This window comes from Roseomonas sp. AR75, from assembly GCF_005222815.1.
Classification (GTDB): Bacteria; Pseudomonadota; Alphaproteobacteria; order Acetobacterales; family Acetobacteraceae; genus Falsiroseomonas.
The window spans coordinates 994,312-1,019,123 of record NZ_STGB01000006.1; the positions used below are offsets into that span (position 1 = coordinate 994,312).

Annotated in this window: 26 protein-coding genes and 2 pseudogenes; 14 read left to right on the forward strand and 14 right to left on the reverse strand. The window is 69.7% G+C overall.

What is annotated here, in order from left to right; translation table 11 throughout:
* Positions 1-6: 6 nt before the first annotated feature.
* The 3 genes from E4T13_RS29215 (at position 7) to E4T13_RS29225 (ending at position 2,572) form a co-directional block, all read left to right on the forward strand.
* Positions 7-660, forward strand: a complete 654-nt coding sequence (locus E4T13_RS29215) for a DsbA family oxidoreductase (RefSeq protein WP_137181854.1) — start codon at positions 7-9, stop codon at positions 658-660.
* A 168-nt stretch (positions 661-828) separates the two neighbouring features.
* Positions 829-1,386, forward strand: coding sequence for a LemA family protein (locus tag E4T13_RS29220; RefSeq protein WP_137181855.1), 558 nt, complete (start codon positions 829-831; stop codon positions 1,384-1,386).
* A gap of 4 nt (positions 1,387-1,390) precedes the next feature.
* Positions 1,391-2,572, forward strand: a complete 1,182-nt coding sequence (locus tag E4T13_RS29225; RefSeq protein ID WP_137181856.1) for a M48 family metalloprotease — start codon at positions 1,391-1,393, stop codon at positions 2,570-2,572.
* On the opposite strand, the gene E4T13_RS29230 is transcribed toward E4T13_RS29225, so the two are convergent.
* From E4T13_RS29230 to E4T13_RS31045, 8 genes and pseudogenes are all read right to left on the reverse strand, one after another.
* The gene (locus E4T13_RS29230; RefSeq protein ID WP_137181857.1) at positions 2,466-3,098 is read right to left on the reverse strand and encodes an aspartate/glutamate racemase family protein; all 633 of its coding nucleotides are present in this window, start codon (positions 3,096-3,098) and stop codon (positions 2,466-2,468) included. The genes E4T13_RS29225 and E4T13_RS29230 overlap by 107 nt on opposite strands.
* Positions 3,099-3,100: 2 nt before the next feature.
* On the reverse strand, positions 3,101-3,550 hold the full coding sequence (locus tag E4T13_RS29235) for a hypothetical protein (protein ID WP_137181858.1): 450 nt from the start codon (positions 3,548-3,550) through the stop codon (positions 3,101-3,103).
* Positions 3,551-3,616: 66 nt separating this feature from the next.
* Positions 3,617-4,828 carry an MFS transporter gene (locus E4T13_RS29240; RefSeq protein ID WP_240791337.1) on the reverse strand — a complete coding sequence of 404 codons (1,212 nt, stop codon included), beginning with the start codon at positions 4,826-4,828 and terminating at the stop codon, positions 3,617-3,619.
* 86 nt (positions 4,829-4,914) lie between these two features.
* Complete coding sequence (locus tag E4T13_RS29245; protein ID WP_137181859.1) at positions 4,915-5,862, reverse strand: FkbM family methyltransferase; 948 nt, start codon at positions 5,860-5,862, stop codon at positions 4,915-4,917.
* Between the two features lie 36 nt (positions 5,863-5,898).
* Complete coding sequence (locus E4T13_RS29250; RefSeq protein WP_137181860.1) at positions 5,899-6,978, reverse strand: hypothetical protein; 1,080 nt, start codon at positions 6,976-6,978, stop codon at positions 5,899-5,901.
* Between the two features lie 183 nt (positions 6,979-7,161).
* A complete protein-coding gene (locus tag E4T13_RS30135) occupies positions 7,162-7,575 on the reverse strand; it encodes a hypothetical protein (RefSeq protein ID WP_170985228.1) in 414 nt (137 codons plus the stop codon).
* 133 nt (positions 7,576-7,708) lie between these two features.
* A pseudogene (locus E4T13_RS30725) lies at positions 7,709-7,840 on the reverse strand (hypothetical protein); the annotation flags it as partial.
* Between the two features lie 31 nt (positions 7,841-7,871).
* Positions 7,872-8,075, reverse strand: a pseudogene (locus E4T13_RS31045) (DNA topoisomerase IB); the annotation flags it as partial.
* Positions 8,076-8,148: 73 nt separating this feature from the next.
* On the opposite strand from E4T13_RS31045, the gene E4T13_RS29265 reads away from it, so the two are divergent.
* Complete coding sequence (locus E4T13_RS29265) at positions 8,149-8,451, forward strand: hypothetical protein (protein ID WP_137181862.1); 303 nt, start codon at positions 8,149-8,151, stop codon at positions 8,449-8,451.
* A 6-nt stretch (positions 8,452-8,457) separates the two neighbouring features.
* Here E4T13_RS29265 and E4T13_RS29270 read toward each other — a convergent pair whose 3' ends face one another.
* Genes E4T13_RS29270 through E4T13_RS29285 form a run of 4 tightly spaced genes read right to left on the reverse strand, consistent with a single transcriptional unit; the run spans position 8,458 to position 11,790 of the window.
* Entirely contained in the window at positions 8,458-9,342 is an 885-nt protein-coding gene (locus E4T13_RS29270; RefSeq protein ID WP_137181863.1) for a beta-xylosidase, read from the reverse strand.
* Complete coding sequence (locus E4T13_RS29275; protein WP_137181864.1) at positions 9,339-10,109, reverse strand: TIGR04290 family methyltransferase; 771 nt, start codon at positions 10,107-10,109, stop codon at positions 9,339-9,341. Before E4T13_RS29275 ends, E4T13_RS29270 begins: the two co-directional genes overlap by 4 nt.
* Positions 10,106-10,717, reverse strand: coding sequence for a histidine phosphatase family protein (locus E4T13_RS29280; protein WP_137181865.1), 612 nt, complete (start codon positions 10,715-10,717; stop codon positions 10,106-10,108). The genes E4T13_RS29275 and E4T13_RS29280 overlap by 4 nt, the downstream gene beginning before the upstream one ends.
* Positions 10,717-11,790: an inositol-3-phosphate synthase gene (locus E4T13_RS29285; RefSeq protein WP_137181866.1), complete on the reverse strand. Its 1,074-nt coding sequence runs from the start codon at positions 11,788-11,790 to the stop codon at positions 10,717-10,719. Before E4T13_RS29285 ends, E4T13_RS29280 begins: the two co-directional genes overlap by 1 nt.
* A 270-nt stretch (positions 11,791-12,060) precedes the next feature.
* On the opposite strand from E4T13_RS29285, the gene E4T13_RS29290 reads away from it, so the two are divergent.
* Genes E4T13_RS29290 through E4T13_RS29320 form a run of 8 tightly spaced genes read left to right on the forward strand, consistent with a single transcriptional unit; the run spans position 12,061 to position 20,879 of the window.
* Entirely contained in the window at positions 12,061-13,113 is a 1,053-nt protein-coding gene (locus tag E4T13_RS29290) for an NAD(P)-dependent oxidoreductase (RefSeq protein ID WP_240791351.1), read from the forward strand.
* Complete coding sequence (locus E4T13_RS29295) at positions 13,110-14,162, forward strand: NAD-dependent epimerase/dehydratase family protein (protein WP_137181868.1); 1,053 nt, start codon at positions 13,110-13,112, stop codon at positions 14,160-14,162. Before E4T13_RS29290 ends, E4T13_RS29295 begins: the two co-directional genes overlap by 4 nt.
* Positions 14,159-15,448, forward strand: a complete 1,290-nt coding sequence (locus E4T13_RS29300; RefSeq protein ID WP_137181869.1) for a TIGR04295 family B12-binding domain-containing radical SAM protein — start codon at positions 14,159-14,161, stop codon at positions 15,446-15,448. The genes E4T13_RS29295 and E4T13_RS29300 overlap by 4 nt, the downstream gene beginning before the upstream one ends.
* Positions 15,436-16,557, forward strand: a complete 1,122-nt coding sequence (locus tag E4T13_RS29305) for a glycosyltransferase family 4 protein (protein WP_240791338.1) — start codon at positions 15,436-15,438, stop codon at positions 16,555-16,557. Before E4T13_RS29300 ends, E4T13_RS29305 begins: the two co-directional genes overlap by 13 nt.
* Complete coding sequence (locus E4T13_RS29310; RefSeq protein ID WP_137181870.1) at positions 16,554-17,660, forward strand: glycosyltransferase; 1,107 nt, start codon at positions 16,554-16,556, stop codon at positions 17,658-17,660. The genes E4T13_RS29305 and E4T13_RS29310 overlap by 4 nt, the downstream gene beginning before the upstream one ends.
* Positions 17,657-18,751 carry a glycosyltransferase gene (locus E4T13_RS29315; RefSeq protein ID WP_137181871.1) on the forward strand — a complete coding sequence of 365 codons (1,095 nt, stop codon included), beginning with the start codon at positions 17,657-17,659 and terminating at the stop codon, positions 18,749-18,751. Before E4T13_RS29310 ends, E4T13_RS29315 begins: the two co-directional genes overlap by 4 nt.
* Positions 18,748-19,836: a glycosyltransferase gene (locus E4T13_RS30335; protein WP_206030329.1), complete on the forward strand. Its 1,089-nt coding sequence runs from the start codon at positions 18,748-18,750 to the stop codon at positions 19,834-19,836. Before E4T13_RS29315 ends, E4T13_RS30335 begins: the two co-directional genes overlap by 4 nt.
* Positions 19,833-20,879 (forward strand): UDP-glucuronic acid decarboxylase family protein, encoded by a 1,047-nt coding sequence (locus E4T13_RS29320; RefSeq protein WP_206030330.1) that lies wholly within the window; start codon positions 19,833-19,835, stop codon positions 20,877-20,879. The genes E4T13_RS30335 and E4T13_RS29320 overlap by 4 nt, the downstream gene beginning before the upstream one ends.
* On the opposite strand, the gene E4T13_RS29325 is transcribed toward E4T13_RS29320, so the two are convergent.
* Together E4T13_RS29325 and E4T13_RS29330 are read right to left on the reverse strand one after the other, a co-directional pair.
* Complete coding sequence (locus E4T13_RS29325) at positions 20,837-21,769, reverse strand: glycosyltransferase family 9 protein (protein ID WP_137181873.1); 933 nt, start codon at positions 21,767-21,769, stop codon at positions 20,837-20,839. The two genes, E4T13_RS29320 and E4T13_RS29325, sit on opposite strands and share 43 nt — an antisense overlap.
* The gene (locus E4T13_RS29330) at positions 21,756-22,295 is read right to left on the reverse strand and encodes a DUF1003 domain-containing protein (protein WP_137181874.1); all 540 of its coding nucleotides are present in this window, start codon (positions 22,293-22,295) and stop codon (positions 21,756-21,758) included. Before E4T13_RS29330 ends, E4T13_RS29325 begins: the two co-directional genes overlap by 14 nt.
* A 189-nt stretch (positions 22,296-22,484) precedes the next feature.
* Here E4T13_RS29330 and xylF point away from each other — a divergent pair, with 189 nt between their 5' ends.
* Both xylF and E4T13_RS29340 read left to right on the forward strand, forming a co-directional pair.
* Positions 22,485-23,525 (forward strand): D-xylose ABC transporter substrate-binding protein, encoded by a 1,041-nt coding sequence (xylF, locus tag E4T13_RS29335; protein ID WP_137181875.1) that lies wholly within the window; start codon positions 22,485-22,487, stop codon positions 23,523-23,525.
* The gene (locus E4T13_RS29340; RefSeq protein ID WP_137181876.1) at positions 23,522-24,808 is read left to right on the forward strand and encodes a sugar ABC transporter permease; all 1,287 of its coding nucleotides are present in this window, start codon (positions 23,522-23,524) and stop codon (positions 24,806-24,808) included. The genes xylF and E4T13_RS29340 overlap by 4 nt, the downstream gene beginning before the upstream one ends.
* Positions 24,809-24,812: the final 4 nt, after the last annotated feature.

Genomic DNA, 24,812 nt, shown 5'->3' on the forward strand with positions numbered 1-24,812 from the left:
ACCATCGTGCGAACAATCGACGTGATCTCCGACGCGATCTGCCCCTGGTGCTGGATCGGCAAGGCGCATCTGGACGCCGCCCTGGCAGAACTGGCGCGCGACGGGCTGGAGTTCCGCATCCGCTGGAAGCCCTTCCAGCTCAACCCCGACATGCCCGAGGAGGGCGTGGAGCGCGCCACCTATCGCGCGCAGAAATTCGGCTCGGTGGAACGCGGTGCGGAACTGGATGCGCAGGTCGCCGAGGCCGGGCGCGCCGCGGGCGTCGATTTCCGCCACGACCTGATGCTGCGCACGCCGAACACCATCGCCGCGCATCGCGTGATCCGCGCGGCGGAGCAGGCGGGCGTGCAGGACGCCCTCGTGGATGCGCTGTTCCGCGCCTATTTCCACGAAGGCCGCGACATCGGCGACGCCGCGGTGCTCGATGCGGTCGCGGCGAAGGCCGGCCTGCCGGGCATGGCCGCGATGCTGGCCGGCGACGCGCATCGCGACGCCGTGCTGGCCGAGGACATGGCCGCGCGCCGTGGCGGCATCAGCGGCGTGCCGAGCTTCCTGATGGACCGCCACCTGCTGTTCAGCGGCGCGATGCCCGGGCCGCGCATGGCGGAGGCGTTCCGCCGCGCGGATGCGATCCTTTCGGAGCGCGAGAAGGCGGCGTGATGAAGGTCGGTCGCGCCCCCACCCCGACCCTCCCCCGCACTGCGGGGGAGGGAGGACCGGCGACCCTGCTCCCTCCCCTGCGCAGCGGGGGAGGGTCGGGGTGGGGGCACGACCGTCCGTGCAGCAAACGGACCTGACGCACACCAACCGAAGGGGGGACCGACAAGCATGGAATGGGTGATTCTCGGACTGATCGTCCTGCTGCTGCTGTGGCTGGTCATGGTCTACAACCGCCTCGTCAGCCTGCGGCAGACCGTCGGCCAGTCCTGGGCCGATATCGAGGTGCAGCTCAAGCAGCGCCACGACCTGATCCCCAACCTGGTCGAGACGGTGAAGGGCTATGCCGCGCATGAGCGCGGCACGCTGGATGCGGTGATCCAGGCGCGCAACAGCGCTGTCAACGCGCACGGGCCGGAGGCCGCCGCCGCCGCGGAAGGCCAGCTCTCCGGCGCGCTGTCGCGCTTGTTCGCGCTCTCGGAAGCCTATCCCGACCTCAAGGCCAACCAGAATTTCCTCTCGCTGCAGGGCGAGCTGTCGACGCTGGAGACGAAGATCGCGGCGGCGCGGCGCTTCTTCAACAACGCGGTCGCGGAGTTCAACGCGGCGATCCAGTCCATCCCCGCCGTGTTCTTCGCCGGCAGCCTGGGCTTCACGCCGCGCGGCTTCTTCGAGCTGGACGCCAACGAACGGGCCGCGGTGCAGACCGCGCCGAGCGTGAAGTTCTGACGCCATGCTCCCGGCGACGGGCCTTCGCACCCACGCCTGGAACACCGCGCTCCGCTCCCTCCTGCTGCTGGCGGGGTTCCCGCTGCTGCTGGCGATGATGGGCTATGCGCTGGCGCTGCTGATGGTGGCGGGCGACGCGCCGAGCGTGACCGAAGGGCTGCGCCGCGCCGCCTATCTGCTGCCCAGCATCGTCCCGCTGGCGCTGCTGGTCGCCGCCGTCTGGTTCGCCATCGCCTGGGTCAGCCACAACCGCATCCTCGACCTCGTCACGGGGGCGAAGCGCGTGACCGACCCGCGCGAGGAGCCGCGGCTCTGGAAGCTGACGGAGGCGCTCTGCATCAGCCGCGGCATGACCATGCCGCGCCTGGCGGTGATCGAGACGCCCGCGCGCAACGCCTTCGCCTCTGGCCTCACGGCGAGGCAGGCGGGCGTGACGGTGACGCGCGGGCTGATGGACGCGCTGGACGACCGCGAGTTGTCGGCGGTGATCGGCCACGAGCTCGCGCATATCCGCAACGGCGATGCGCGGCTCGGCGTGGTCGCCGCCGTCTTCGTCGGCGTGATCACGCTGGTGACGGATTCCGTGTGGAAGATGATGCGGCTCACGCGCTTCAGCTATCGCGCCGGACGCAGCCGCTCCTCTTCCTCGTCATCCTCCTCGTCGAACCGCAGCGGCGGCAGCGGGGTGGTGCTCGCGCTGATCGCGATCGCAATCGTCATCGCGATCCTGGCGCATGTGCTGGCGCTGGTGCTCCGCATGGCGCTGTCGCGCAACCGCGAATACCTCGCCGATGCCGGCGCGGTGGACTTCACCAAGGACCCGGACGCGATGATCTCCGCGCTCCGCAAGGTGGAGCAGCGGCCGGGCCTCGACGATGTGCCGGAGCAGGTGCGCGCGCTGTTCCTGCATGATGCGAAGCTGTCGCGCGCGGTGGGCTGGTTCGCCACGCATCCGCCGGTGGAGGCGCGCGTGGCGGCGCTGGTGCGCTATGCCGGCGGGCACGATCCCGGAAAGCTGCCGGACCTGCCTGCCGAGCCCGCGCCGGACGCCGGCGCCGAGCCGCTCTGGACCGAGCCGGTCAGCCCTGCAGCAGGCGCCGCAGCTTCCGCACCGCACTCCCCGGCGTCGTCACCACAGGCCGGCCGGTCGCCCTGGCAACCATGGGGGCCGCGCGGGCCAGGCTGAACTGCCCCAGCAGGATGGCGTCGCAATCGCGCAGCGCCGGCGCGGCCTGCTCCACCAGCCGGTCATGCCGCTCCGCATCGCCGGCATCCAGCGCGGCCATCGCGCCTTCCGCCAGGCAGGGCACCACCTCGACGCCCGGCGGGAATTCCGACGGCATGGAGGCGATCGTGCCCGCGAAGGTCGCCAGCAGGCCGATGCGTTTCCCGTGCCCGACCACCTCCTCGATCGCCGCCTCGTTCGGCTTCAGCACGGGGATCGGCGCGAGATCCCTCGCGCAGGCTTCGATGCAGGGGCCGAAGGCGGAACAGGAGAACAGAATGCCCTCCGCACCCGTCCCGGCGGCGTAGCGCGCCAGCGTCAGGAAACGCTGCGTCATCGCCTCCGTCAGGCGGCCGTCGCGCGAGAGGTCGGCGGAAAGGCTGTCATCCAGAAGGTTCATCAGCACCGCCTCGGGCCAGGCTTCCCGGAAGGCGGCCTCGATCGGCGGCGGGGAATGCCGCAGCGCATGGACCAGCGCGATGCGCATGCTCATTCCGCGACGCAGCGCTTGAGCGGGGAGGGGAATTCCGCGCAATCGGGGAAGACGATCTCGTTCGGCCCGCGTCGTTCCACCCGCAGCGTGTTCGGGCCGCCGGGGCAGCCGAAGCCGATATCCGGCGGCAGCCTGGCGCCGAAGGGCGTGGCCTGTGGCGTTGCCGGCAGGAAGCGCATCTCCAGCGCGTCGGGCTCGGCCGCCACCGTCTCCAGCAGGCGCTGGCGATAGGCGACCTCGAGCGCCGAGGCGCGCAGCACCACGTCGCGCATGAAGATCACAGTGGGCTGGCCGAAGCAACGCGGGCCGGCGGCGTCGGCGGCCGGGAAGATGCCGCCGGTCCAGGACCCGAAGATCCAGGCATGCGGCGGCTGGCCGCCCTGTTGCGCCATGGTGCTGCCCCCGAGGCCGAGCATCATCGCCGCCACCAGCATCCACCGTCGCATTCCGTGCCCCTCGATCTGCAGGCCCAGGTATAACCCTCCCCGCCGGGCAGGACTATCGCAGCCGGGTCACGCCCGCGCCGGTTGTGCCAGTGCCGGTTCCGGGTCCTTGACTGGCAGGTTGATGACGGCCGCGAAGGCCGATGCCAGGATGCCGATGGTCCACATCAGGTCATAGGAGCCGGTGCGGTCCAGGATCAGCCCGCCGAGCCAGGCGCCGGCGAAGCCGCCGATCTGGTGGCCCAGGTAGACGAGGCCGAACAGCGTCGCCAGCCAGCGCGTGCCGAAGTTCCGCGCCACCAGCGCGACCGTCGGTGGCACGGTGGACAGCCACAGAATGCCCATCAGCGCAGCGAAGACCAGTACCGTCCCACTGGTCTTCGGCAGCGCCATGAACACCGCCATCAGCACGCCGCGCGCGGCATAGATCAGAACCAGCAGCTCCCGTCGCCGCCACCGCTGCGCCAACTCCCCCGCGCCGAGCGATCCCGCGATGTTGAACAAACCGATCAGCCCGATCGCGCCCGCGCCCACCGCCACCGGCAGGCCGCAGGAATGCACGAAGCCCGGCAGGTGGATGCTGAGGAAGGAGACATGCAGGCCGCACACGAAGAAGCCGAAGAACAGGTACCAGAACGTCGGCGTGCGGAAGGCGCGGGCAAGCGCCTCGCGAGCCGTCTCCTCCGTGGCGAGGGCCTTCGGCGCGGGACGGTCCGCCAGCGGGATCGCCAGCGGGATCATCAGCAACGCGACGCCCGCAAGTACCAGCAAGGTCGCTTGCCAGCCCAGCCCGGCGATACCGAGGCCGGCCAGCGGCACCACCAGGAACTGCCCGAAGGAGGAACCAGCGGTGCCGAGCCCAACCGCGCGTCCGCGCTGGCTGTCCGGCAGCAGGCGGGTGAGGGAGGCGATGATCACCGGCATCCCCGCGGCTGAGACGGCCACGCCCATCAGCACGCCGCCGAAGAAGGTGAAGGCGGCGAGACCTTCGGACAGCGCCATGCCGACGATGCCGATGGCATAGAGCACCGCCCCGCCCATCACCACCACGCGCCCGCCCATCCGGTCGGCGATCTGGCCGCAGAACGGCTGGAACAGGCCGTTCAGCAGCACCGAGACGGCAATGGCGAAGGCGAAGCCGGAGGCGCTCCAGCCGTGGTCGGTGGTCATCGGCGCCAGGAACAGGCCAAAGGACTGGCGCAGCCCTGTGGCGAGTGCGGCAGCCAGGATGGCGCAGACAAGCAGCACGCCTACGGCGGCCGGCATGGAGCGGGCGGACATGACAGGCTCCAGGATTTACGGCCCGCACCTTTCCACCCGCGCGTTCGCGGTTCAACGCGCTCCTGTCCTCGCGGCGCGCATGGCTCCTACGCGGCGAAGGGATCGCTGCGCGCGGCAAGAATGTTGATGATGTCGCCCGTGCGCGACGCGAGATCGGTCGCCGCCACCGGCGCGATTCCGGAGTCCGCGCCGACCGTCCAGAAGGCGAAACCCAGCGCCTCCAGCAGGCCGATCAGCTCCGCCGCGCTCGATCCATGCGCCTTCTGCAGGCCCGGTGCGAATTCGAACAGGATGCGCACCCGCGGGGAGCGTGCAAGCAGACCGGCCATGCCGCGGACTGCCTGCGTCTCGGTGCCCTCAACATCCATCTTGATCACGTCCACGGTGAAGGCCGGATCGGGGAACAGGTCATCGATCGCGGCGACGCGGCAGGGCACCGTCTCCACGCCCGGCGCCACGCGCGCGCGCGGCGTGGCGAGGTGCCCGCCGCCAGCGAATTCCCAGTTGAAGCGCAGCTCCGACTGTCCCTCCGCCGCGCCGACCGCGAGGTTGTGGACCTTCGCGAAGCCGCGGAAGCCGTTCACGGCGAGCGAGCGCGTGAGCAGCGCGGCGAATCGCGGATTGGGCTCGAAGGCATGCACCTGCCCGCCGGTGCCGGTCGCGACGCAGCCGAGCAGCGCATACACGCCGAGATGCGCGCCGATGTCGAACACCACGTCGCCCGGCCGGATCAGCCGCTGGAAGAGCTGCGTGTAGTTCGGCTCCCAGATTCCGAACATCATGACATGCGGCGCGAGATCCGTGCCGCGCGTGTCGAGATAGATCAGGATGCGCCCATGCAACAGGGCGAGCACGGTGTTGTCGCCGAGATAGGCCGTCGCCGTGTAGTGATGCGGATTGCTGCGCCCGGCGAAGAAGCCGATCGCCTCCTCCAGCCGGTGGGCGACGACGGTGGAAGTCTGCATCGCCAGCTTCGCCGCCGTGGCGGCGGTCTCGGCCGGCGATGTGCGCTTGCGCAGAAGCCGCTTCAGCATCGTGTGTCGTGATCCAGTTCTGGCATGCGCGCCGGCTCAGCCCGCCTTGCGGATGGCGAGGCCGAAGGAGGTGGCGACCACGAGGCCGTGGCGCTGCCGATGGCCGCGCGTGGTCGCGGGCGGCGCGGTCACCTGCTCATCCATCAGGTCGGAGCCAGGATGCGTGTTGAAGGGGAGGATGCGGTGGCCCGCCGGCGCCAGGCGCTCGGCCAGCGCTTCGATGTCGCAGCGGCGCAGGATGACGAGGTTCGGCAGTTCCCAGGTCGTCTTGTCGGAGCTGAGGTTGAAGTCGATGCAGTGCAAGGCCAGCCCGCCCGGGCGCAGCGGCGCGAGGCTCGCCTCGAGGAAGGCAAGCGTCGCCTCGATGGAGCGCAGCCGCCCGGGCATGCCGATCGTGTAGCAGAAATCCATCGTGGCTTCGGGAAAGCTGCCGATCGCGCCGGGATCGAAGGGCGCGAAGCGCACCAGCCGGTCGAAATCCTCGATATGCACGATCTCCGGATGAAACAGCTGGCTGCGGCGTGCCTCGATGGCGCGTGGCGTGTCCTCCTCGGCGCCGACCGCCAACACCTCGCCGCCGCGGGAAGCGACCAGCGCCGCGATCCGCTCGCGCCCGACATCGACTGCCAGGCCGCGACGGCCCGGCGCAATCATGCCTTCCGTCGCCAGAACCGAAACGATCCAGGCGTGCTCCCACTTCGCGCGGGTGCGCGTCGGCTGCAATCCCATCGCACCCATGATCTCGGCGAAGGCGGGATCGTCGAACTGCGCGGCGGTGCAGATCTGCGAACCGGGATGCTCCAGGTCCGGCGGCTGGAACCGCCAATCCAACGCGTCCGACGCCGACGGACGCAACAGGAACATCGGCACGGTGTAGCTTTCGTGTCCGGTCAGGATGGCGTCGAAGAAGGCGTGGAAGCTCTCGGTATTGGTGAAGGCCCGGCGCAGCGCGTTGATGTTGGGCAACGCAAGGAAATTCTCGAACTCGCCCTGGTTCACGGGCGCACGGCCGGCCAGCAGCCGGAAACCCCATTCCACCGCCTCGTGCGTCACGGGCTCGGGCGGCTTGGCTCCTGGCTTCCGGGCGCCGGCGCGCCCGCTTCCCTGTTCCGACATCCGGTCCCTCCGGTGCCGCTCGCGGCACCCGGCGGTCTTCGATCACAGGGTGAGGCCGGCAGCAAGCCCGCCGCGCGCCAGCCAGGCATTCACCAGCGTGCCGACATACTCGTCGCCGCGGCCGGGCTGCTGCCACAACGCATGCAGCGCGTGCAGGACATGGCCGGGCGTGCGGAAGGCGCCCTAGATCCAGTGCGAGGCGGCATCGCGCCGCTTCACCTGGATCTCGCGCACCGTGTCATCGGCATCGGTGACGACCGCATCGAACAGCTCCGGCCGCGCCACCGGGAACAGCAGGAAGGCGAGCGCCCCTACGGGCAGTTGCGGCAGGCCATCGCGCGGATACCAGATCGTGTCGGGCAGGCCGATCGTCACCTCCTCCTCGGGCCTGATGAAGGGGAGGGCGGTGAAGATGGCGTCGCACAGCCCCCGCGGTTCCGCCTGCACGACATACGCGATGCGCGCGCCGCCGATCCGCGCGCCGAAATAGTCCATGATGTCGCTCTTGCCCGGCGACATCACCATGCAGATGCGGTCCGCGCCGGCGGCCAGCATGCGTTCGATCAGATGCTCGCTGACGGCGCGCGGTCGCTCCACGCCATTCTCCATGCGGCTGCCGACCGGCAGCAACTCCTTCGAGAAGGCAAGCGGCTGGATGCGGCTGCCGAGCCACCTGCTCGAATTCCCGCAGCGCGAGCGCCGCCAGCACGGTGCCGGCCCAGGTGCGAAAATCCTTTGCCGTGATGTCGCCGCCGGTGATCTCGCGCAGATAGCCGTTCACGTCGGCCGAGGTGACGTCGCGCGTCTCGGCGGTACTGCTTGCGCCCGCGCGCATCGCGCCCGGTCGCCTGGATGTGACCATCCGGGTGCGGGCAGATCCACACCTCTGTCCAGGCCGGCGGGATGGCAAGGGCGCCGATGCGCTTCAACGTCACGACATCGCGGATCACGCCGCGCCGCGGCGCCCGATAGGAAAAGCCCTTGCCCGCACGCCGGCGCGCAATGCCCGGTTGCTCATCCGAGACATATCGTAGACCCGCCTCCTCCGCGGCATCGCGGGGATCGACGATCGGGGCGGCATCGTCGTCGAAGGGCATGGCGGCAGAACCCGCGAGCGGCAGCGGGGTTCAACGCAGCGGAAGCAACGCAGCGGAAACAGGAAGCCGAGCCATGGCCGAGACGACGACCAACCACGACACCATCCGCAAATGGGCGGAGAAGCACGGCGGCAAGCCGGCCGCCGTGGACAGCACGCATGAGAAGAACCGCGCCGGGATCATCCGGCTGATGTTCCCGGACAATCCGCAATCACAGCATGACGCGCTCGTCGAGATTTCCTGGGAGGAGTTCTTCCGCCAGTTCGACGAGTCGAACCTGGCGCTGCTCTACGAGCCGGACAGCCAGTTCAACAAGCTGGTCGGCCGGGACACGGCGGAGCGCCGCGCCCATGGCGAAAGCGGAGCGCATCGCTGAGGCGGCTCACGCATAGCGCCGAACCATCTCGGCGCAGAACGCGCCGAATTCCTCGGGATCGTCGGGCGGGCTGGTGTGGTGCCGGCCCGGCCCCTTGTGTTCCGGCGTGAAGCAGAAGGTGACGGTGACACGGAAGTCGCGCAGCGCCTCCATCTGTCGGTCGAACCAGGCCAGCGCGTCCGGCCGATAGCGATCCGCCCAGGACAGCCCCGTGCGGAGATAGGTCACGCCGAGTTCTCGCATCAGCGCGACGGACTGATCCAGCCGATGGTCCTGGAAATGAAACCACTGGCACAGGCCCATCTGCGGCGTGTGCTTCGCGAACTCGTCGAAGGACGGCTTGGGCGTGCCATCCTCGCGCACCAGGCCCATGTAGAAGTGGCGGTAGTAGGAGCTGCCCTCGGCTTCCCGATGCCGCGTCGTCGCCTCCCAGTTCCGCGGCAGGTCGTGCAGGCTGTACCAGTGGATGCGCTCCGCCCGACCCTTGAGAAGCGCCGCGCTCCGCGCCAGCCCCCAGTCCTGCACCTCCTCCGCGCCAAAGGAGGAGACGCCGACCTCGCTCACCCAGACCGGCTTGTCGGTGACGGCGCGGATCTCCTCCAGCTTCGCTGGCCAGTCGTGGATCGGCCACAGATTCCAGTCGAGCGGGAAGCCATGCACGGCGACTCCTTCCAGGTGATCCAGCACGCCCTTCGCCTGCATGTTGCGCACGAAGGTGGGGTCGATCGGGGACATGCCGCCGAGGATGCGTGGCAGGGTCGGGTGCGCCCCACGAATCGCCTTTCCCGCGGCGATCGCGGTCTGCGCGAATCGGCTCCAATCCGGGTCGAGCTCCGGGTCCCAATGCGACTTGTTGTTCGGCTCGTTCCAGATCATCGCTGCTTCGATCATGCGCGCGCGCTCCGTGCGGGGTAGGCTGCGCCGGCGCCTTCGGGCCGGGCGACACGACGGCAGATGTAGACTTCCTGCTCCGGATGGTCGGTCACGACGAAGCCCGCCGAGCGCAGCATCGCTTCCGCGCAGGCGCGGTTCGGCACCCACCAGTTTGTCTGGTCATCCGCGTAGCGATGTTCCACGAAATGCAGCTTCGGCCAGCCGGGATCGTCGAAGGGCGCGGTCTCGCGGAATGCGTAGTCCGGTGCGACTGCGGCGACCTCGGGCGATCCGCGCTGCATGGACTGGAACACCAGCATGTCGCCGACGACGTGTTCATGGATAAGGTCGAGAGCGAGCAGCGGGTGGCGCAGATGATACAGCACGCCCATGAACAGCACGATATCGAAGCGTTCGTCCAGGCGCCCCACGTCATAGACGGAAAGCTGACGGAACTCGATCTGCTGTCCCGTGATGTCCGCGGCGAAGCGCGCCTGGGCCAGATAGGTCTCGTCGGAATCGATGCCGAGCACGCGGGCCGCACCACGCCGCTTCATCTCGATGCTGTAGAACCCGGCATTGCAGCCGATATCGAGCACGCTGCGGCCGCGCAGATCCTCCGGCAGCGCATGACGGAAGCAGCGCCACTTCACCGCCGGATAATCTCCCAGGAAATGATCCGGCGCCGTGCGCACGCCAGCCAGCTCCATGTTGTGGAACCACGGCCCGAGGGCCGCGGCGCGCTCTCGGATGGCTTCGCTGTCCCCGATGTCGCCGATGCTCATTCAGCCGTTTCCCCCGCGCCAAGGTTGATGCCGAGAACACGCCCACCGCCCGGCCAGAGTTCCAGGATGCTGACCGAGGCCGGCGCGACCTCCAGGCGCCAGTAGCCGTCCAGCGACGCGCCGAGATGCGCCAGCAGCGCCGCCTTGATCAGGTCGGCATGGGTCACGGCGATCACCAGGCCAGCGGGGTAGCGCTCCGGCAGCGTGGCGATCCAGCGCAGCAGGCGAGACGCGGCCTCGTGCATGGCCTCGCCCCCTGGCGGCTGCGCCGTAGCGCGTTGGCTGTTCCACTGCTGCCATGCGGGCTCGTCCTCCAGCGCGGCAAAGTCGCGCGCGGTCCACGCGCCGAAGTCGATCTCGTCCAGCGCTGGTTCGGTCGTGATGGCCAGGTTGAGCGCCCTGGCAAGCAGCGACGCGGTTTCCTGTGCGCGACGCCGCGGGCTTGCCATGAGGCCGAGCGGCTTCGGTCCGCGTGCAAGCCGTTCCGCCACGGCCGCCACCGCTGCCTCGCCGGCTGGCGTAAGGCCGCAAGCGTCGCTTCGGCCGGACAGGACGCGGCCGAGATCCGCATGCGCGCCATGGCGGACAAGCAGCAGCCGGGTCGCCATCAGGCCGCGCCGGCGACGAAGCGCATCACCGCCTCATGCGCCGCGTGATCATCCATCTGTCGTGGCGGCGACTTCATGAACCAGGCGGAGGGCGCTTCCAGCACGCCGCCGATCCCGCGATCCAGTGCAAGCCGTGCGCAGCGGACCGCGTCGATGACGATGCCGGCCGAGTTGGGGCTGTCCCATACTTCCAGCTTGACCTCGACATTCAGCGGCACGTCACCGAAGGTCGTGCCTTCCAGGCGGATATACGCCCACTTCCTGTCGTCGAGCCACGGCACATAGTCGCTCGGGCCGACATGGACGTCGGCCTCGCGCGGCACATGCGGCATCTGGCTGGTGACGGCGCGCGTCTTCGACACCTTCTTGGAGGCAAGACGCTCGCGCTCCAGCATGTTCAGGAAGTCGGTGTTCCCGCCGAAGTTCAACTGGTAGGTTCGGTCCAGCCGCACGCCCCGCTCCCGGAACAGGTTGACCAGCGCACGGTGCAGGATGGTGGCGCCCACCTGGCTCTTGATGTCGTCGCCGATGATCGGCAGGCCGCGCGCCGCGAAACGCGAAGCCCAATCCGGGCTGGACGCGATGAACACCGGGATGCAATTGACGAAGGCGCATCCTGCCGCCAGCGCGGCTTCGGCATAGAAGGCGGTCGCCGCCTGCGCGCCGACGGGTAGCCAGGAGACCAGCACCTCCGTCCGCGTGCGCCGGAGCGCGTCCGCGACATCGGCGACCGGCGCATCGGATTCCGTGATCTCGCCGGACAGGTAGCGGCCGAGGCCGTCGAGCGTCGGGCCACGGCGCACCGGCACGCCGCATTCGACGACCTCCGCGAAGACCCTGGTGTTGTTGGGCGCCGCGAGAATCGCGCGCGACAGGTCCTGGCCGACCTTGTCCGCTGCCACATCGAAGGCAACCGAAGGGATGATGTCACCCACACGGTAGCCACCCAGATCCGGATGCGGCAGGCCGGGTTCCGGCGCCTGCGCATCGCGGTATCGCGTCAGCCCCTGCACGAAGGAGGACGCGCAATTGCCGACGCCGACGATGCCGACCCTGAGCGATCCGCTGGCCAATGCTTCCCTCCTTCGACCGTGAGTCGCGCAGCGGCGCGTTGCGACGTCGAAACCCGACGCCGCCACCAATGTTCCGGCCGGCGTCCTTGCCGGCACGATGAGACACCTCATTGTGACGCTGTCGCTCCGCCCACCGGTGGGCGCGCGTTGCGTTCCGCGTGCGGTTGGAGGCGGCGTGCCGCCAGGAGACCCAGGGCGGAGGGACGGGTATTGGCCGAGCGTATCCTCATCACCGGCGGGGCGGGTTTCATCGGGCGCCATCTCGCGACATTGCTGTTGCACGAAGGTCATGCAGTCCGCGTGCTCGATAACCTTCTGCCGCAGGTGCATCCTTCCGGTCTGCCAGCGATTGACCTGCCCGCCGATGTCGAGCCGATGATCGGCGATGTCCGTGACGAGGCGATGGTGCGCCGCAGCCTCGCCGGTGTGGACAAGGTGGTGCATCTCGCCGCGGAAGTCGGGGTCGGCCAGAGCATGTATGCGGTGGATCGCTACGTCTCCGTCAACGATCATGGGACGGCCGTGCTGTTCCAGGCGCTGATCGAGCGGCCCGTGCGGCGCGTCGTCGTCGCATCCTCCATGAGCATCTATGGCGAGGGGCTGTATCGCGACGCCGACGGTGCGCTTCACGAGAATGTCCGGCGCACCCCGCGCGACACGACCGGCTCCTGGGATCCCCTGGATGCGCGCGGTCGCGTGCTGGTTCCCGAGCCGACGCCGGAGACGAAGCGACCTGCGCTCGCCTCGGTCTACGCCATCACCAAATACGTGCAGGAGCGGCTGACGCTGACGCTGGCACCTGCCTATGGCATGGAAGGCGTCGCGCTGCGCCTCTGGAACGCCTATGGGCCGGGCCAGGCGCTCTCCAATCCCTACACCGGCGTGCTTGCGATCTTCGCCGCGCGTCTGCACAACGGCCAGCCACCGCTGATCTTCGAGGACGGCGCGCAGCGGCGCGACTTCGTGCATGTCGAAGATGTCGCCCAGGCGTTCCGCGTCGCGCTCGACCGCCCCGAAGCCGCTGGCGGTGTGTTCAACATCGGCAGCGGCGAGCAGCGCAGCGTGGCCGAGGTAGCCTTGCTGCTGGCGGAGGCGATGGGCAGGCCGGACATCGCGCCGGACATCACCGGGAAAGCCCGCGCCGGCGACATTCGCCATTGTGTTCCCGACATCGGCCTCGCGGCCGCGAAGCTGGGCTACGCGGCCCGGCGAGACTTCCGCGACGGGCTGGCGGAGCTGGCGGAATGGGTGGCGCTGCAGCAGGCTGAGGACCGAACGGCACAGGCGCGTCGGGAGCTTGAAGCGAGGGGGTTGGTGGCGTGAGCGGTCACCTGCTTGTCACCGGTGGCGCAGGCTTCATCGGCGCCAACCTTGCGGATCGCCTGGCGGCAGAGGGCCATCGCATCCTTGTGCTGGACTCGCTCAGGCGGCCTGGTGTCGAAGCGAACCTGTCCTGGCTGCGTCAGCGGCATCCGCGCCTGATCGCGAGCGCGCTCGGCGACATCCGCGACGCCACCCAGCTGCGCGAGGCGCTTCGGGATGCGGACGCCGTGTTCCACCTCGCCGCCCAGGTGGCGGTCACGACGAGTCTCGAAGACCCGTTGGAGGACTTCACCACCAACCTGCAGGGCACCTTCGCGCTGCTGGAGGCGCTGCGGCGGCGCGGCGACACCTGCCCTCTGGTCTTCGCCAGCACCAACAAGGTGTATGGCGATCTCGACGATGTCGCATTGCAGGCGGATGCCGCAGGATGGTGGCCGTGCGAGCCCGCGCTGCGCGAAAACGGCGTGGCGGAGGGGCGGCCGCTCGCCTTCCACACGCCCTATGGCTGCTCGAAGGGGGCGGCAGACCAGTATGTGCTGGATTACGCCCGCAGCTACGGCCTTCCCTTCGCCGTGCTGCGGATGAGCTGCATCTACGGTCCGCGCCAGATGGGCACCGAGGACCAGGGCTGGGTCGCGCATTTCCTGATCCGGGCCTTGCGCGGCGAGAGCGTGACGATCTTCGGCGACGGTCTGCAGGTGCGCGACGTGCTGCATGTGAACGACGCCGTCGCGGCGTGGATCGCTGCGTGGCGTGCCATGGATCGCGCGGCCGGGCAGGCCTTCAACCTGGGTGGCGGCCCCCGCAATGCGGTGAGCCTCATGCGCATGCTGGAGGAGATCGGCAGCATCTGTGGCGAGCCTGTTCGGGTGCGGCATGAGGCGGTGCGCGCGGGTGACCAGCGCTGGTTCGTGGCGGATACGCGCCGTGCGCGCGCGGCGCTGGACCTCACGGAGCCGATCGGCTGGCGCGCGGGCCTGCGCGATCTCGCGGACTGGCTCCGCCAGCAGCAAGGTGCCTCGGCGCGCTACATGGAGGCCGTGCGATGAGGGTCGCGCTGGTCAACCCGGCCTGGGACTACACCGGCAGCATCTACTTCGGCTGCCGTGAGCCGCATCTGCCGCTCGAACTCGGGTGCACCAGGCTGCTGCTCGAAGGCAAGGGCCACGATGTGCTGATGCTGGACGCGCATCTCTGTGGCCAGTCCAATGCAACGGTGGCCGATGCCGTCGCGGATTTCGGGGCGGCGATGACGGTGGTGACGACCGCACCGACCTATCTGTTCTGGCGCTGCGCGCCACCGGAACTGCGAGTGCCGCGCGACTTCCTCCTGGCGCTGGGGCATCGCGGCGGCAGGACCGTTGCGGTCGGCCCGCACGGCTCAACCACGCCCGGCGCTGCGCTGCGCAAGCTCGGCTGCGACATCGTCGTCCGTGGCGAATGCGAGGAGGTCGTGCTCGCGCTGGCAGAAGCCCAGGATATCCGGAGCGTTCCCTGCATCGCCCACGCCGTCGAAGGGCGATTGCGGGTGAATGGCGGTCCTGCCGCCGCGCGCTTCACCGACCTGCCGGCGCTGCACTGGCCCGCGGACTGGATCGCGCGCCACACGCATCATCATCACCGCTTCGACGCACCGGCGGATGGGCCGGGTGCGGAAGTGGAGGCGTCGCGCGGCTGCCCGTACCACTGCAGCTTCTGCGCGAAGATTGATTTCCGCGACCGCTACCGCCGCCGCGACCTGACACCGCTGCTCGAGGAGGTGGACGCACTGCGCGCCCAAGGCGTCACCTATCTCTACTTCATCGACGAGATATTCCTGCCCAATCGCGCATTGCTGGAAGCGATGGCAGGACGTGGCCTCAAATTCGGCGTCCAGACGCGGTTGGACCTCTGGAAGCCTGAGATGCTGGAATTGCTGGGCCGCGCCGGCTGCGTCTCGATCGAGGCGGGCGTCGAGAGCCTGACCCCGGAAGGCCGCGCGGCGCTCGACAAGGATTGTCGCCTGGACACCGATGCGCTCACCGCCCGCCTGCTGCATGCGCGGCGCTTCGTTCCCTTCGTGCAGGCGAACCTGATCCGCATGGATGGCGACGAGGCGGACCACGTGGCGGAATGGCGCGCGGGTCTGGCGCGCGAAGGCGTCTGGGCGAACGACCCGGTGCCGCTCTATCCCTATCCGTCCTCGCCGGACTATCGCCGCCTCTGGGGCATGCCGGATGACGTCGCCTGGGAACGTGCGCATGCACACTATCTCGGGCAGTTCGAGGCGTTCAGCGACATCCAGGAGGAGCGGCCGCTGCCCTTGCCCGCGCTGGAGAGCGCATGCGCGCGGTGACCCGCGCGACACGCCTGTTGATGACAGCGGATGCCGTCGGCGGGGTGTGGACCCACGCGCTCGATCTTGCGGGAGCGCTGGCGACGCGACGCGTCGAAACGACGCTTGCGGTGCTCGGTCCCGCGCCGAGCGAGGCGCAGCGCGCCCAGGCCAGGCGTGCCGGCGTCGGTCTTGTCGTGCTGGATGCAGCGCTGGACTGGTTGGCTCGGGGCGAACGGGACATCCTCCAGGCGGGCGATGCGGTGGCGCGGCTTGCCGTGGAATGCGGCGCGGACCTCGTGCAGTTGAACAGCCCCGCGCTTGCCATCGTGGACATGCCGTGCCCGGTTCTCGGCGTCTGCCACTCCTGTCTTGCGACATGGTGGGATGCCGTGCGCGGCGGAGCCATGCCACCGGACTTCGTCTGGCGCAGCGCGATGTTGGCCCGCGGCTATGCACGGTGCCATGCACGCGTGGCGCCGAGCCACGCTTTCGCGGCTGCGACGCAGCGACGCTACGCCTTGTCGGCGGCGCCGCATGTCGTGTGGAACGGCCGCGTCGATGTGCCCGGCTCGACCGCTACGGAGGCGGCGGGTTTCGCCTTCACCGCAGGGCGGCTGTGGGACGAGGGGAAGGACGCAGCGACGCTCGATCGTGCGGCAGCGCGGTTGGACCTGCCGTTCCTCGCGGCAGGGCCGGTTCGCGGGCCGCAGGGTGCCGGGATCAGCCTTTCGCACCTGCGCGTGCTCGGCGAGATCGGCGCAGCCGGGATCCGCGAGTGGCTTGCGCGCGGCCCCATCTTCGTTTCCGCCGCGCGCTACGAACCGTTCGGCCTCGCCGTGCTGGAGGCGGCGCAGGCCGGATGCGCGCTGGTGCTGTCCGACATTCCCACCTTTCGCGAATTGTGGGACGGCGCCGCGCTGTTCGTCGTACCGGGCGACGATGCCGCTTTCGCTTCCCGCATCGCGTGGCTCTCGCGCGATGGGGAACAAAGAAGCAGGCTGCGCGTTGCCGCCCTACGCCGGTCCCGCAGGTTCGGCGTCGCGGCGATGGCCGACGGCATGGCGGCGATCCATGCCCGGCTTCTCGCCGCATCGCCCTTGCGTCCGGAAGGGAGCGTCGCAGCGTGAGGTTCGTCTGGTTCACCCATTCGCTGCGATCCTGCTGGAACCACGGCAATGCTCATTTCCTGCGTGGCGTGCTGCGTGCGCTGCAGGCGGAAGGGCACGAGACACGCTCTTGCGAGCCCGTGGACGGGTGGAGCCTTGCCAATCTGCGCCGCGATCACGGCGAGGCGGGGACCGCTGCCTTCACAGCCGCCTATCCGGATCTCGCCTGGGTCACGCATGCCGCGGCGGCCGACCTCGACCGGCTTGTGGACGGCGCCGATGTCGTGGTGGTGCATGAATGGAACATGCCCTGGCTCGTCGCCGCGCTGGGCGCGATGCGCCGCGGCGGCGCGCGCTTCACCCTGCTCTTCCACGACACGCATCATCGCGCGGTCAGCGATCCGCAGGCGATCCGCGCCTTCGACCTGTCGGGTTATGACGGCGTGCTTGCCTTCGGAGAAGCGCTGACGGAGGTGTATCGCGACTGGGGATGGGGCCGGCGGGTGCTGACCTGGCACGAGGCGGCGGACGTCACGCTGTTTCGCCCGCCAGTTGAATCCACGCAACGCGCCGGCGCGGTATGGATCGGCAATTGGGGCGACGGCGAGCGCACCGCGGAGCTGTCGGAATTCCTGTTGCATCCGACCGCGGAAGCGGGCCTTCCGCTCGACATCCACGGCGTCCGCTACCCCCAAGACGCGCTGCGCGGCCTTGCCGAATACGGTGTGCGCTACCGGGGCTGGCTGGCCAATGCGGAAGCGCCGCAGGTCTATGCCCGTCATCTGCTCACCGTGCATGTGCCGCGCCGGCACTATGTCGCTATGCTGCCGGGCATTCCCACCATCCGCGTGTTCGAGGCGCTGGCCTGCGGCATTCCCCTGCTTTGCGCACCGTGGAGCGACAGCGAGGGACTGTTTCGCGCGGGCGAGGACTTCCTGTTCGCGCGCAACGGCGAGGAGATGGCGCGGCACATGCGTGCGCTTCAGCAGGACGCGGCGCTGCGGACATCGCTTGCCGAAGCGGGGCTCGCCACGATCCGAGCCCGCCACACCTGCGACCATCGGGCGCAGGAATTGCTGGCGCATCTCGCAACGCTTGGCGTCGGTCAGGAGCAGGCGGCATGAGGATCGCCTTCTACGGATCCAGCCTGCTCTCCGCCTACTGGAACGGCGCCGCCACCTACTACCGCGGCATCATCCGTGCGCTGGCCGCGCATGGCCATGATGTCACCTTCTATGAACCCGACGCCTTCGGGCGGCAGCAGCACCGCGACATCGCGCCGCCGAGCTGGGCGCGCGTTCAGGTATGGGCCGCGCAAGCCGATGCGCTGCGCGGCGTGATCGCGGAAGCCGCGAAGGCCGACGTTGTCGTGAAGGCCAGCGGCGTCGGTGTCTTCGACGACGAGCTGTTGGAAGGCGTGATGGCCGCCGCGCGGCCCGATGCGATCCGCATCTTCTGGGATGTCGATGCGCCCGCGACCCTCGCAAGCCTGCGGGCCGACCCGTCGCAGCCGCTGCGTCGCGCGCTTCCCGGTCTCGACCTCGTCCTGACCTACGGTGGCGGTCCGCCGGTTGTGGCCAGCTACGAGGCGGCCGGTGCACGGCGCTGCGTGCCTGTCTACAACGCGCTGGACCCGGAGACTCATCATCCCGCCCCGCCCGATCCGCGCTTCGCCGCGGAGCTCAGCTTCCTCGCCAACCGACTTCCCGACCGCGAGGCGCGAGTCGAGGAGTTCTTCCTTCGCGCTGCGGAGCGCGAGCCGCAGCGGCGCTTCCTGCTTGGCGGCAATGGCTGGGACGACAAGCCGATGCCTGGGAACGTCACGCGGATCGGTCATGTCGGCACGCGCGACCACAACGCCTTCAACGCGTCGGCACGCGCAGTGCTCAATGTCGCGCGTGACAGCATGGCGGATGTCGGCTTCTCTCCCGCCACCCGGGTGTTCGAGGCAGCGGGGGCAGGCGCGTGCCTGATCACGGATGCCTGGGAAGGCATCGCCCTGTTCCTCAAGCCGGACGAGGAAGTGCTCGTCGCGCGCGATGGGCGGGAAGTTGCCGATCACCTCGCCGCGCTGACACCCCGGCGCGCCCGGGCCATCGGCGCGGCCGCGCGCGCCCGCATCCTTGCTGCGCACACGTACGAGCGTCGCGGCACGCAGGTGGCCACGCTGCTGCGGGAGCAGGCAGCGCACCGGCGGGAGGCGCGCGTCGCATGAGGCTCGTCGTCCTCGGCCTCAGCCTGTCCTCCTCCTGGGGCAACGGTCATGCGACCACGTGGCGCGCCCTGCTGCGCGCCTGCGCGGCGCGAGGGCACGACATCCTGTTCCTGGAACGCGACGTGTCCTGGTATGCGGCGCATCGCGACCTCGCGCGGCCGGATTTCTGCCGGCTTGCCTTCTATGGCGACCTTGCGGAGCTTGCAGCCTGGCGGAACGAGATCGCCGAGGCCGACGCTGTGATCGTCGGTTCCTTCGTTCCGGAGGGTGCGGCGGTCGGCGCGCTGGTGCAGCGGCTCGCCGGCGGCAGCGTCGCCTTCTACGACATCGACACGCCCGTGACCCTGGCGCGGCTTGCGCGCGGCGAGCACGACTATCTCTCGCCCGCGGTGATGCGCGGCTATGACCTGTATCTCTCCTTCACCGGTGGTCCGACGCTCGAGGCGCTGGAGCGGCGGCACGGCGTGAAGCGGGCGCGCGTTCTCTACTGCTCCGTCGATCCCGAGGCCTACGCGCCACGGGCGGTGCCGTTGCAGTGGGACCTTTCCTACCTCGGCACCTGGAGCGCGGATCGCCAGCCGACGCTGGAGCGTCTGCTGCTGGAGCCCGCCCGGCGCGCACCCGGGCTGCGATTCGTCGTAGCCGGCGCGCAGTACCCCGGCGACATTGCCTGGCCCTCCAACGTCACGCGCATCGATCATGTGCCGCCGGCCGAGCATGCGGCCTTCTATGCCGCCAGCCGCTTTACGCTGAACATCACGCGCGAGGACATGCGCGAGGCAGGCTGGAGCCCAAGCGTCCGCCTCTTCGAGGCCGCATGCTGCGGCACTCCCGTGATTTCCGACACCTGGCCAGGACTCGCGGATCTTCTGGAACCCGGCGAGCAGATCCTGCTCGCGGAGCATGGCGCGGAGGTGCTCTCGGCGCTGCGAGGCATGTCGGACCCGCAGCGCCGGGCGATGGCGCGGGCGGCGCGATCGCGCGTCTTGTCGGCGCACACGGCGGCGCACCGCGCTGCCGAACTCGACGCGTATCTCACCGACGCGTCCGATGTCATCCACCGGAAAGAGAAGATGCCCTTGTGAGGAATGGCAGGCACAAGACCGTCGTGGTGGCCGGCGGCGCCGGCTTCCTCGGATCGCACCTCTGCGACGCGCTGCTGGCGGAGGGCATGCAGGTGCTTTGCCTCGACAGCTTCCTCACCGGGCGACGACAGAACATCCAGCACCTCGCGCGTGATCCACGCTTCGACGTGGTGGAGAGCGACGTCTGCGATCCGATGCCGGCCGCGGTTGCGCGGGCCCGGCCGGATGCGGTGTTCAACCTGGCCTGCGCGGCGTCGCCCCCGCACTACCAGGCGAATCCGGAACACACGCTGCTCACCTGCGTGCTCGGCACGCGGCACCTGCTGCGGCTTGCCGAGGATGCCGGCGCGCGCTTCCTGCAGGCCTCCACCAGCGAGGTCTATGGCGATCCGGAGATGCATCCGCAGCGCGAGGATTATCGCGGCTGCGTCAGCCCCACCGGGCCGCGCGCCTGCTACGACGAAGGCAAGCGCGCGGCCGAGACGCTGGCCTTCGACTACGCCCGCGCCGGGCGAGCGGATGTGCGCGTGGCGCGCATCTTCAACACCTATGGTCCGCGCATGCGCGCCGATGACGGGCGCGTCGTCTCCAACGTCGTCAGCCAGGCGCTGGCGGGCGAGGACATCACCCTCTATGGCGATGGCCGGCAGACGCGATCCTTCTGCTACGTGGACGACCTGATTGCGGGGCTGCTGCGCCTTGGCGCTGAGGATGTGCGACCGCCCGGTCCGGTCAATCTCGGCAATCCGGAGGAGCTGCGCGTGGCAGCACTGGTGCAGCGCGTGCTGGCGCTGACGGGATCGCCCTCGAAGGTCGTGCAGCGTCCGTTGCCGGTGGATGATCCGCAGCGTCGTCGGCCTGACATTGCCCTGGCGCGCGCGCTGCTCGATTGGCAGCCGCGCACCGACCTGGACAGCGGCCTGCGCGCGACCATCGCCTGGTTCGAACGCGACCTGTGCTGGCAGCAGGCGGTACGCCCGCCCGCGAATGACGACGGAGTTCAGGAAGCTCCTCTGATGCTCGGGCTGCGCGGCGCGCGCTGAAGCGCGCTCAGCAGTCGCAGGACGGGCGCCGACCAGTCGCCCGCACGCTCCTGCCGGAACAGCCGCATGCCGGGGTACCAGGGGCTGTCCTCCCGGCCGTCCATCCAGCGCCAGTCTGCTGGCTGCGGCAGCAGCAGCCAGACCGGCACGCCGAGCGCCCCGGCGAGGTGCGCCGGCATCGAGTCCACGCTGACCACCAGGTCCAGCGCGCGCATCCGCGATGCAGCCTGGAATACGTCGTCGCAGCCGCTTTCGACGCCAAAATCCGTCGGGCGTTGGGTCAAGGCCGGGCCGCGCTGCAGGATGTGCAAGGCGATCCCGTGCATGGCGCCGAGCGGCCGCAGCAGGTCGATCGGCACGGATCGGCGCGCATCCCATTCGCCGGCGCGCCAGGCCAGTCCCACCTGCAGCCGTCTGTCGGAACTGCGCGGTCGCGCGGGCGGGTGCAGATACGGCACCTTTCCGGCCAGGTCGGAGGGTGTCAGGCGCAGCGCATGCGCCAGTTCCATGATCTCGATGTCGGTATCGTACTCGGCTTCCGGCGTGCCGTCATGCAAGGGCAGCAGGTGCGGTGCGGGTCGCAGCGTGGCGAGCAGCGGGATCAGCGCGGGCTGCGCCCACACCGTGACCTTCGCGGCGATGCGCTGCAGCGGCGCCAGCAGCCGTGCGAACTGGATCGTGTCGCCGAGCCCGTGGTAGCAACGCACCAGCACGCGACGGCCTTCGAGCGGCGTGCCGTCCCACACCGGCTGCAGGTGGCGTGGCGCCGTCCAGTCGCGCTGGCCGCGGCGCGCGCCCACGGTTTCGTCCGAGAGCCGCCACGCGGCCGCCCAGTCGCCGCGGCGCATCAGCGCCATCCAGCACGCCTCACGATCCTCAGGCGGGCTCATTGCCTGTATCCTTCCCGTGCAGCTTCTCCCGCAGCGTGCCGGCAAGCCGGCTGACCGCGGTGATCTCGCCGAGCTCGCGCGCCTCTCGATCCATCACATGGTCCTCGATGCCGAGAGCGTGGCTGATGCGCCCGAGCATCTGGATGACCTTGGTCACTTCCTGCTCCGCCAGAAGGCTGATCTGCAGGTCGAGATGCGCGCGATCCTCCTCGCGGATGTCGGCGCGGTTCTGCTTCATCAGCACGAACGCCGCGAGCAGCAGCCCCTCCAGCGAGAACACGCCACCGAGCAGGCTGAAGGGGAGGGGATCGAAGGTCGGAACGCCCGGCACCAGGCCGAGATTGATGGCGACGTATGCCGCGATCCCGAGTGCATGCAGCAGGACGAAGCGCGGGGAGCCGGCGACACGCGCCACCGCATCGGCCAGCCGCGAGGAGGGCGGGCTGCGGCGCTGCTCCTCGCGTTCAAGGCGGACGATCTCCTCGATGTTGCGCACCATGCGGCGCGGCGCTGCGGATTCGGCCATCGGCGAGGTCCCTCGGTCGCCCCGGCAACGCGCGAAGCGGGGCACCTGTTCGGGGATGGCTCCGGCATGGCGACCCGGCAATGCCGCCAAACTTTGCTTGACGCCGGCTCTGGACGCACCTTCCAATGCACGCCATGCGCGCGGCGGGGCCCAACCTTCGCCACCATGCGCGAGGGAGGATGCGGTTTCATGCGTCGTCGCGACCTGTTCGCCGCCACTGTCGGCGTGCTCGCCTTGCCGTCCCTGGCCCGCGCCCAGCGCGGGGCGCCCATCGGCGTCTCCTGGTCCAACTTCCAGGAGGAACGCTGGAAAACCGACGAGGCGGCGATCCAGGCCGCGCTGCGCGCCGGCGGCGCCACCTACCTCTCGGCCGATGCGCAATCCAACCCGACGAAGCAGCTTGCCGACATCGAAAGCCTGCTCGCGCGTGGCGTGAAGGCGCTGATCGTGCTGGCGCAGGATGCGCAGGCGGTGCGCCCCGCCGTGGACCGCGCGTTGAACGAGGGCGTGCCGGTCATCGGCTATGACCGCCTGATCGAGGATCCCCGCGCGTTCTACCTGACCTTCGACAATGTCGAGGTCGGCCGCATGATGGCGCGCGCCGTGCAGGCTGCGAAGCCGCAGGGCAACTACGCCTTCATCAAGGGCAGCAGCGCCGATCCGAATGCCGGCTTCCTCTACCAGGGCAGCATGGAGGTGCTGAAGCCTGCGATCGACGCAGGGCGCATCAAGAATGTCGGCGAGGCCTTCACCGACGGCTGGCTGCCGGCGAACGCGCAGCGGAACATGGAGCAGATCCTGACGCGCAACAACAACCGGGTTGATGCGGTGATCGCCGCCAATGACGGCACGGCCGGCGGCGCCATCGCCGCACTCGCCGCGCAGGGCATGGCGGGCACGGTGCCGGTCTCCGGCCAGGATGCCGACCGCGCCGCGCTGAACCGCATCGCGCTCGGCACGCAGACCGTCACGATCTGGAAGGATGCGCGCGAGCTCGGCAAGGCCGCGGGCGAGATCGCGGTGAAGCTGGCCGGCGGCGCGCGGCTGAACGAGATCCCTGGTGCCGTGCAGTGGAACCAGGGGCCCTCGCGTGCCAACATGACCGCGCTGTTCCTGCGCCCGCAGCCGATCACGAAGGACAATCTCAACCTCGTCATCGACGGCGGCTGGGCGCCGCGTGACGCGGTCTGCCAGGGCGTTCCCGCGGGCCGCGTGCCGGCCTGCGGATGAGCGCCACCGCCACGCGCGGCATCGGCGGCAGTTCCGGGGCCGCGCTGCGCGCGCTGGAGGTTGATCCGCGCCTGGTCGGCATGCTGGCGGCGCTGCTGGTGATCTGGGTCGGCTTCGACCTGCTTTCGGGCGGCGCTTTCCTGACGCCGCGCAATCTGTGGAACCTCTCGGTCCAGACCGCTTCCATCGCGGTCATGGCCTGCGGCATGGTGCTGGTGATCGTCACCCGCAACATCGACCTCTCGGTGGGCGCGATCCTCGGCGTGACGGGGATGGTGATCGGCGTGCTGCAGGCGCGGCTGCTGCCGGAGATCCTCGGCCTCGAGAATCCCTTCACCTGGATCATCGCCGTGTTCGCCGCGGTGCTGGTGGGCGGCGCCATCGGCATGCTGCAGGGCGCGCTGATTGCGTGGCTCGCCATCCCGTCCTTCATCGTCACGCTGGGCGGGCTGCTGGTGTGGCGCGGCGCGGCCTGGTGGGTGACGCAGGGCCAGACCGTCGCGCCGATGGACATGCGCTTCCGGCGCCTTGGCGGCGGGATCGAGGGCGCGATCGGCGCGACCGCGTCCTGGATCATCGGCGGGCTGGCCTGCGCGGCCATCCTGGCGGCACTGTTCGCATCCCGCCGGCGGCGCATCGGCTTCGGCTTCCCGGTGCGGCCCGCCTGGGCGGAGGCGACGGTCGCCGTGCTCGCCGTCGGCGCCGTGCTGAGCGCCGTGCTGGTGGCGAATTCCTATCCGCTGCCGGTCGGCATCGCGCGCCGCCTGGTGGAGCAGTCCGGCGGCACCTGGGTGGCCGGCACCTTCATCGCGCATGGCCTCGCGATTCCGGTGCTCGTGGCGGTCGGCGTCGGCATTGTCATCACGCTGCTCTCGCTCCGCACGCGCTTCGGCCGCGCCGTCTTCGCCATCGGCGGCAACCCCGAGGCGGCGGAGCTTTCGGGCATCAACACGCGGCGCACCATCATGCTGGTCTTCGCGCTGATGGGCGCGCTGTGCGGCATCGCCGCCTGCATCTCCACCGCGCGGCTGAACGCGGCGACGAACGCGGCGGGATCGCTCGACGAGCTCTATGTGATCGCGGCGGCGGTGATCGGCGGCACCTCGCTGGCCGGCGGCGCGGGCACGGTCGCCGGAGCCATGCTCGGCGCGCTGGTGATGCAGAGCCTGCAATCCGGCATGGTGCTGCTGGGCGTGGATGCGCCGATGCAGAACATCGTGGTCGGCCTGGTGCTGGTGCTGGCGGTCTGGCTGGACACCGTCTACCGGAGGCGCATCCGGTGACACC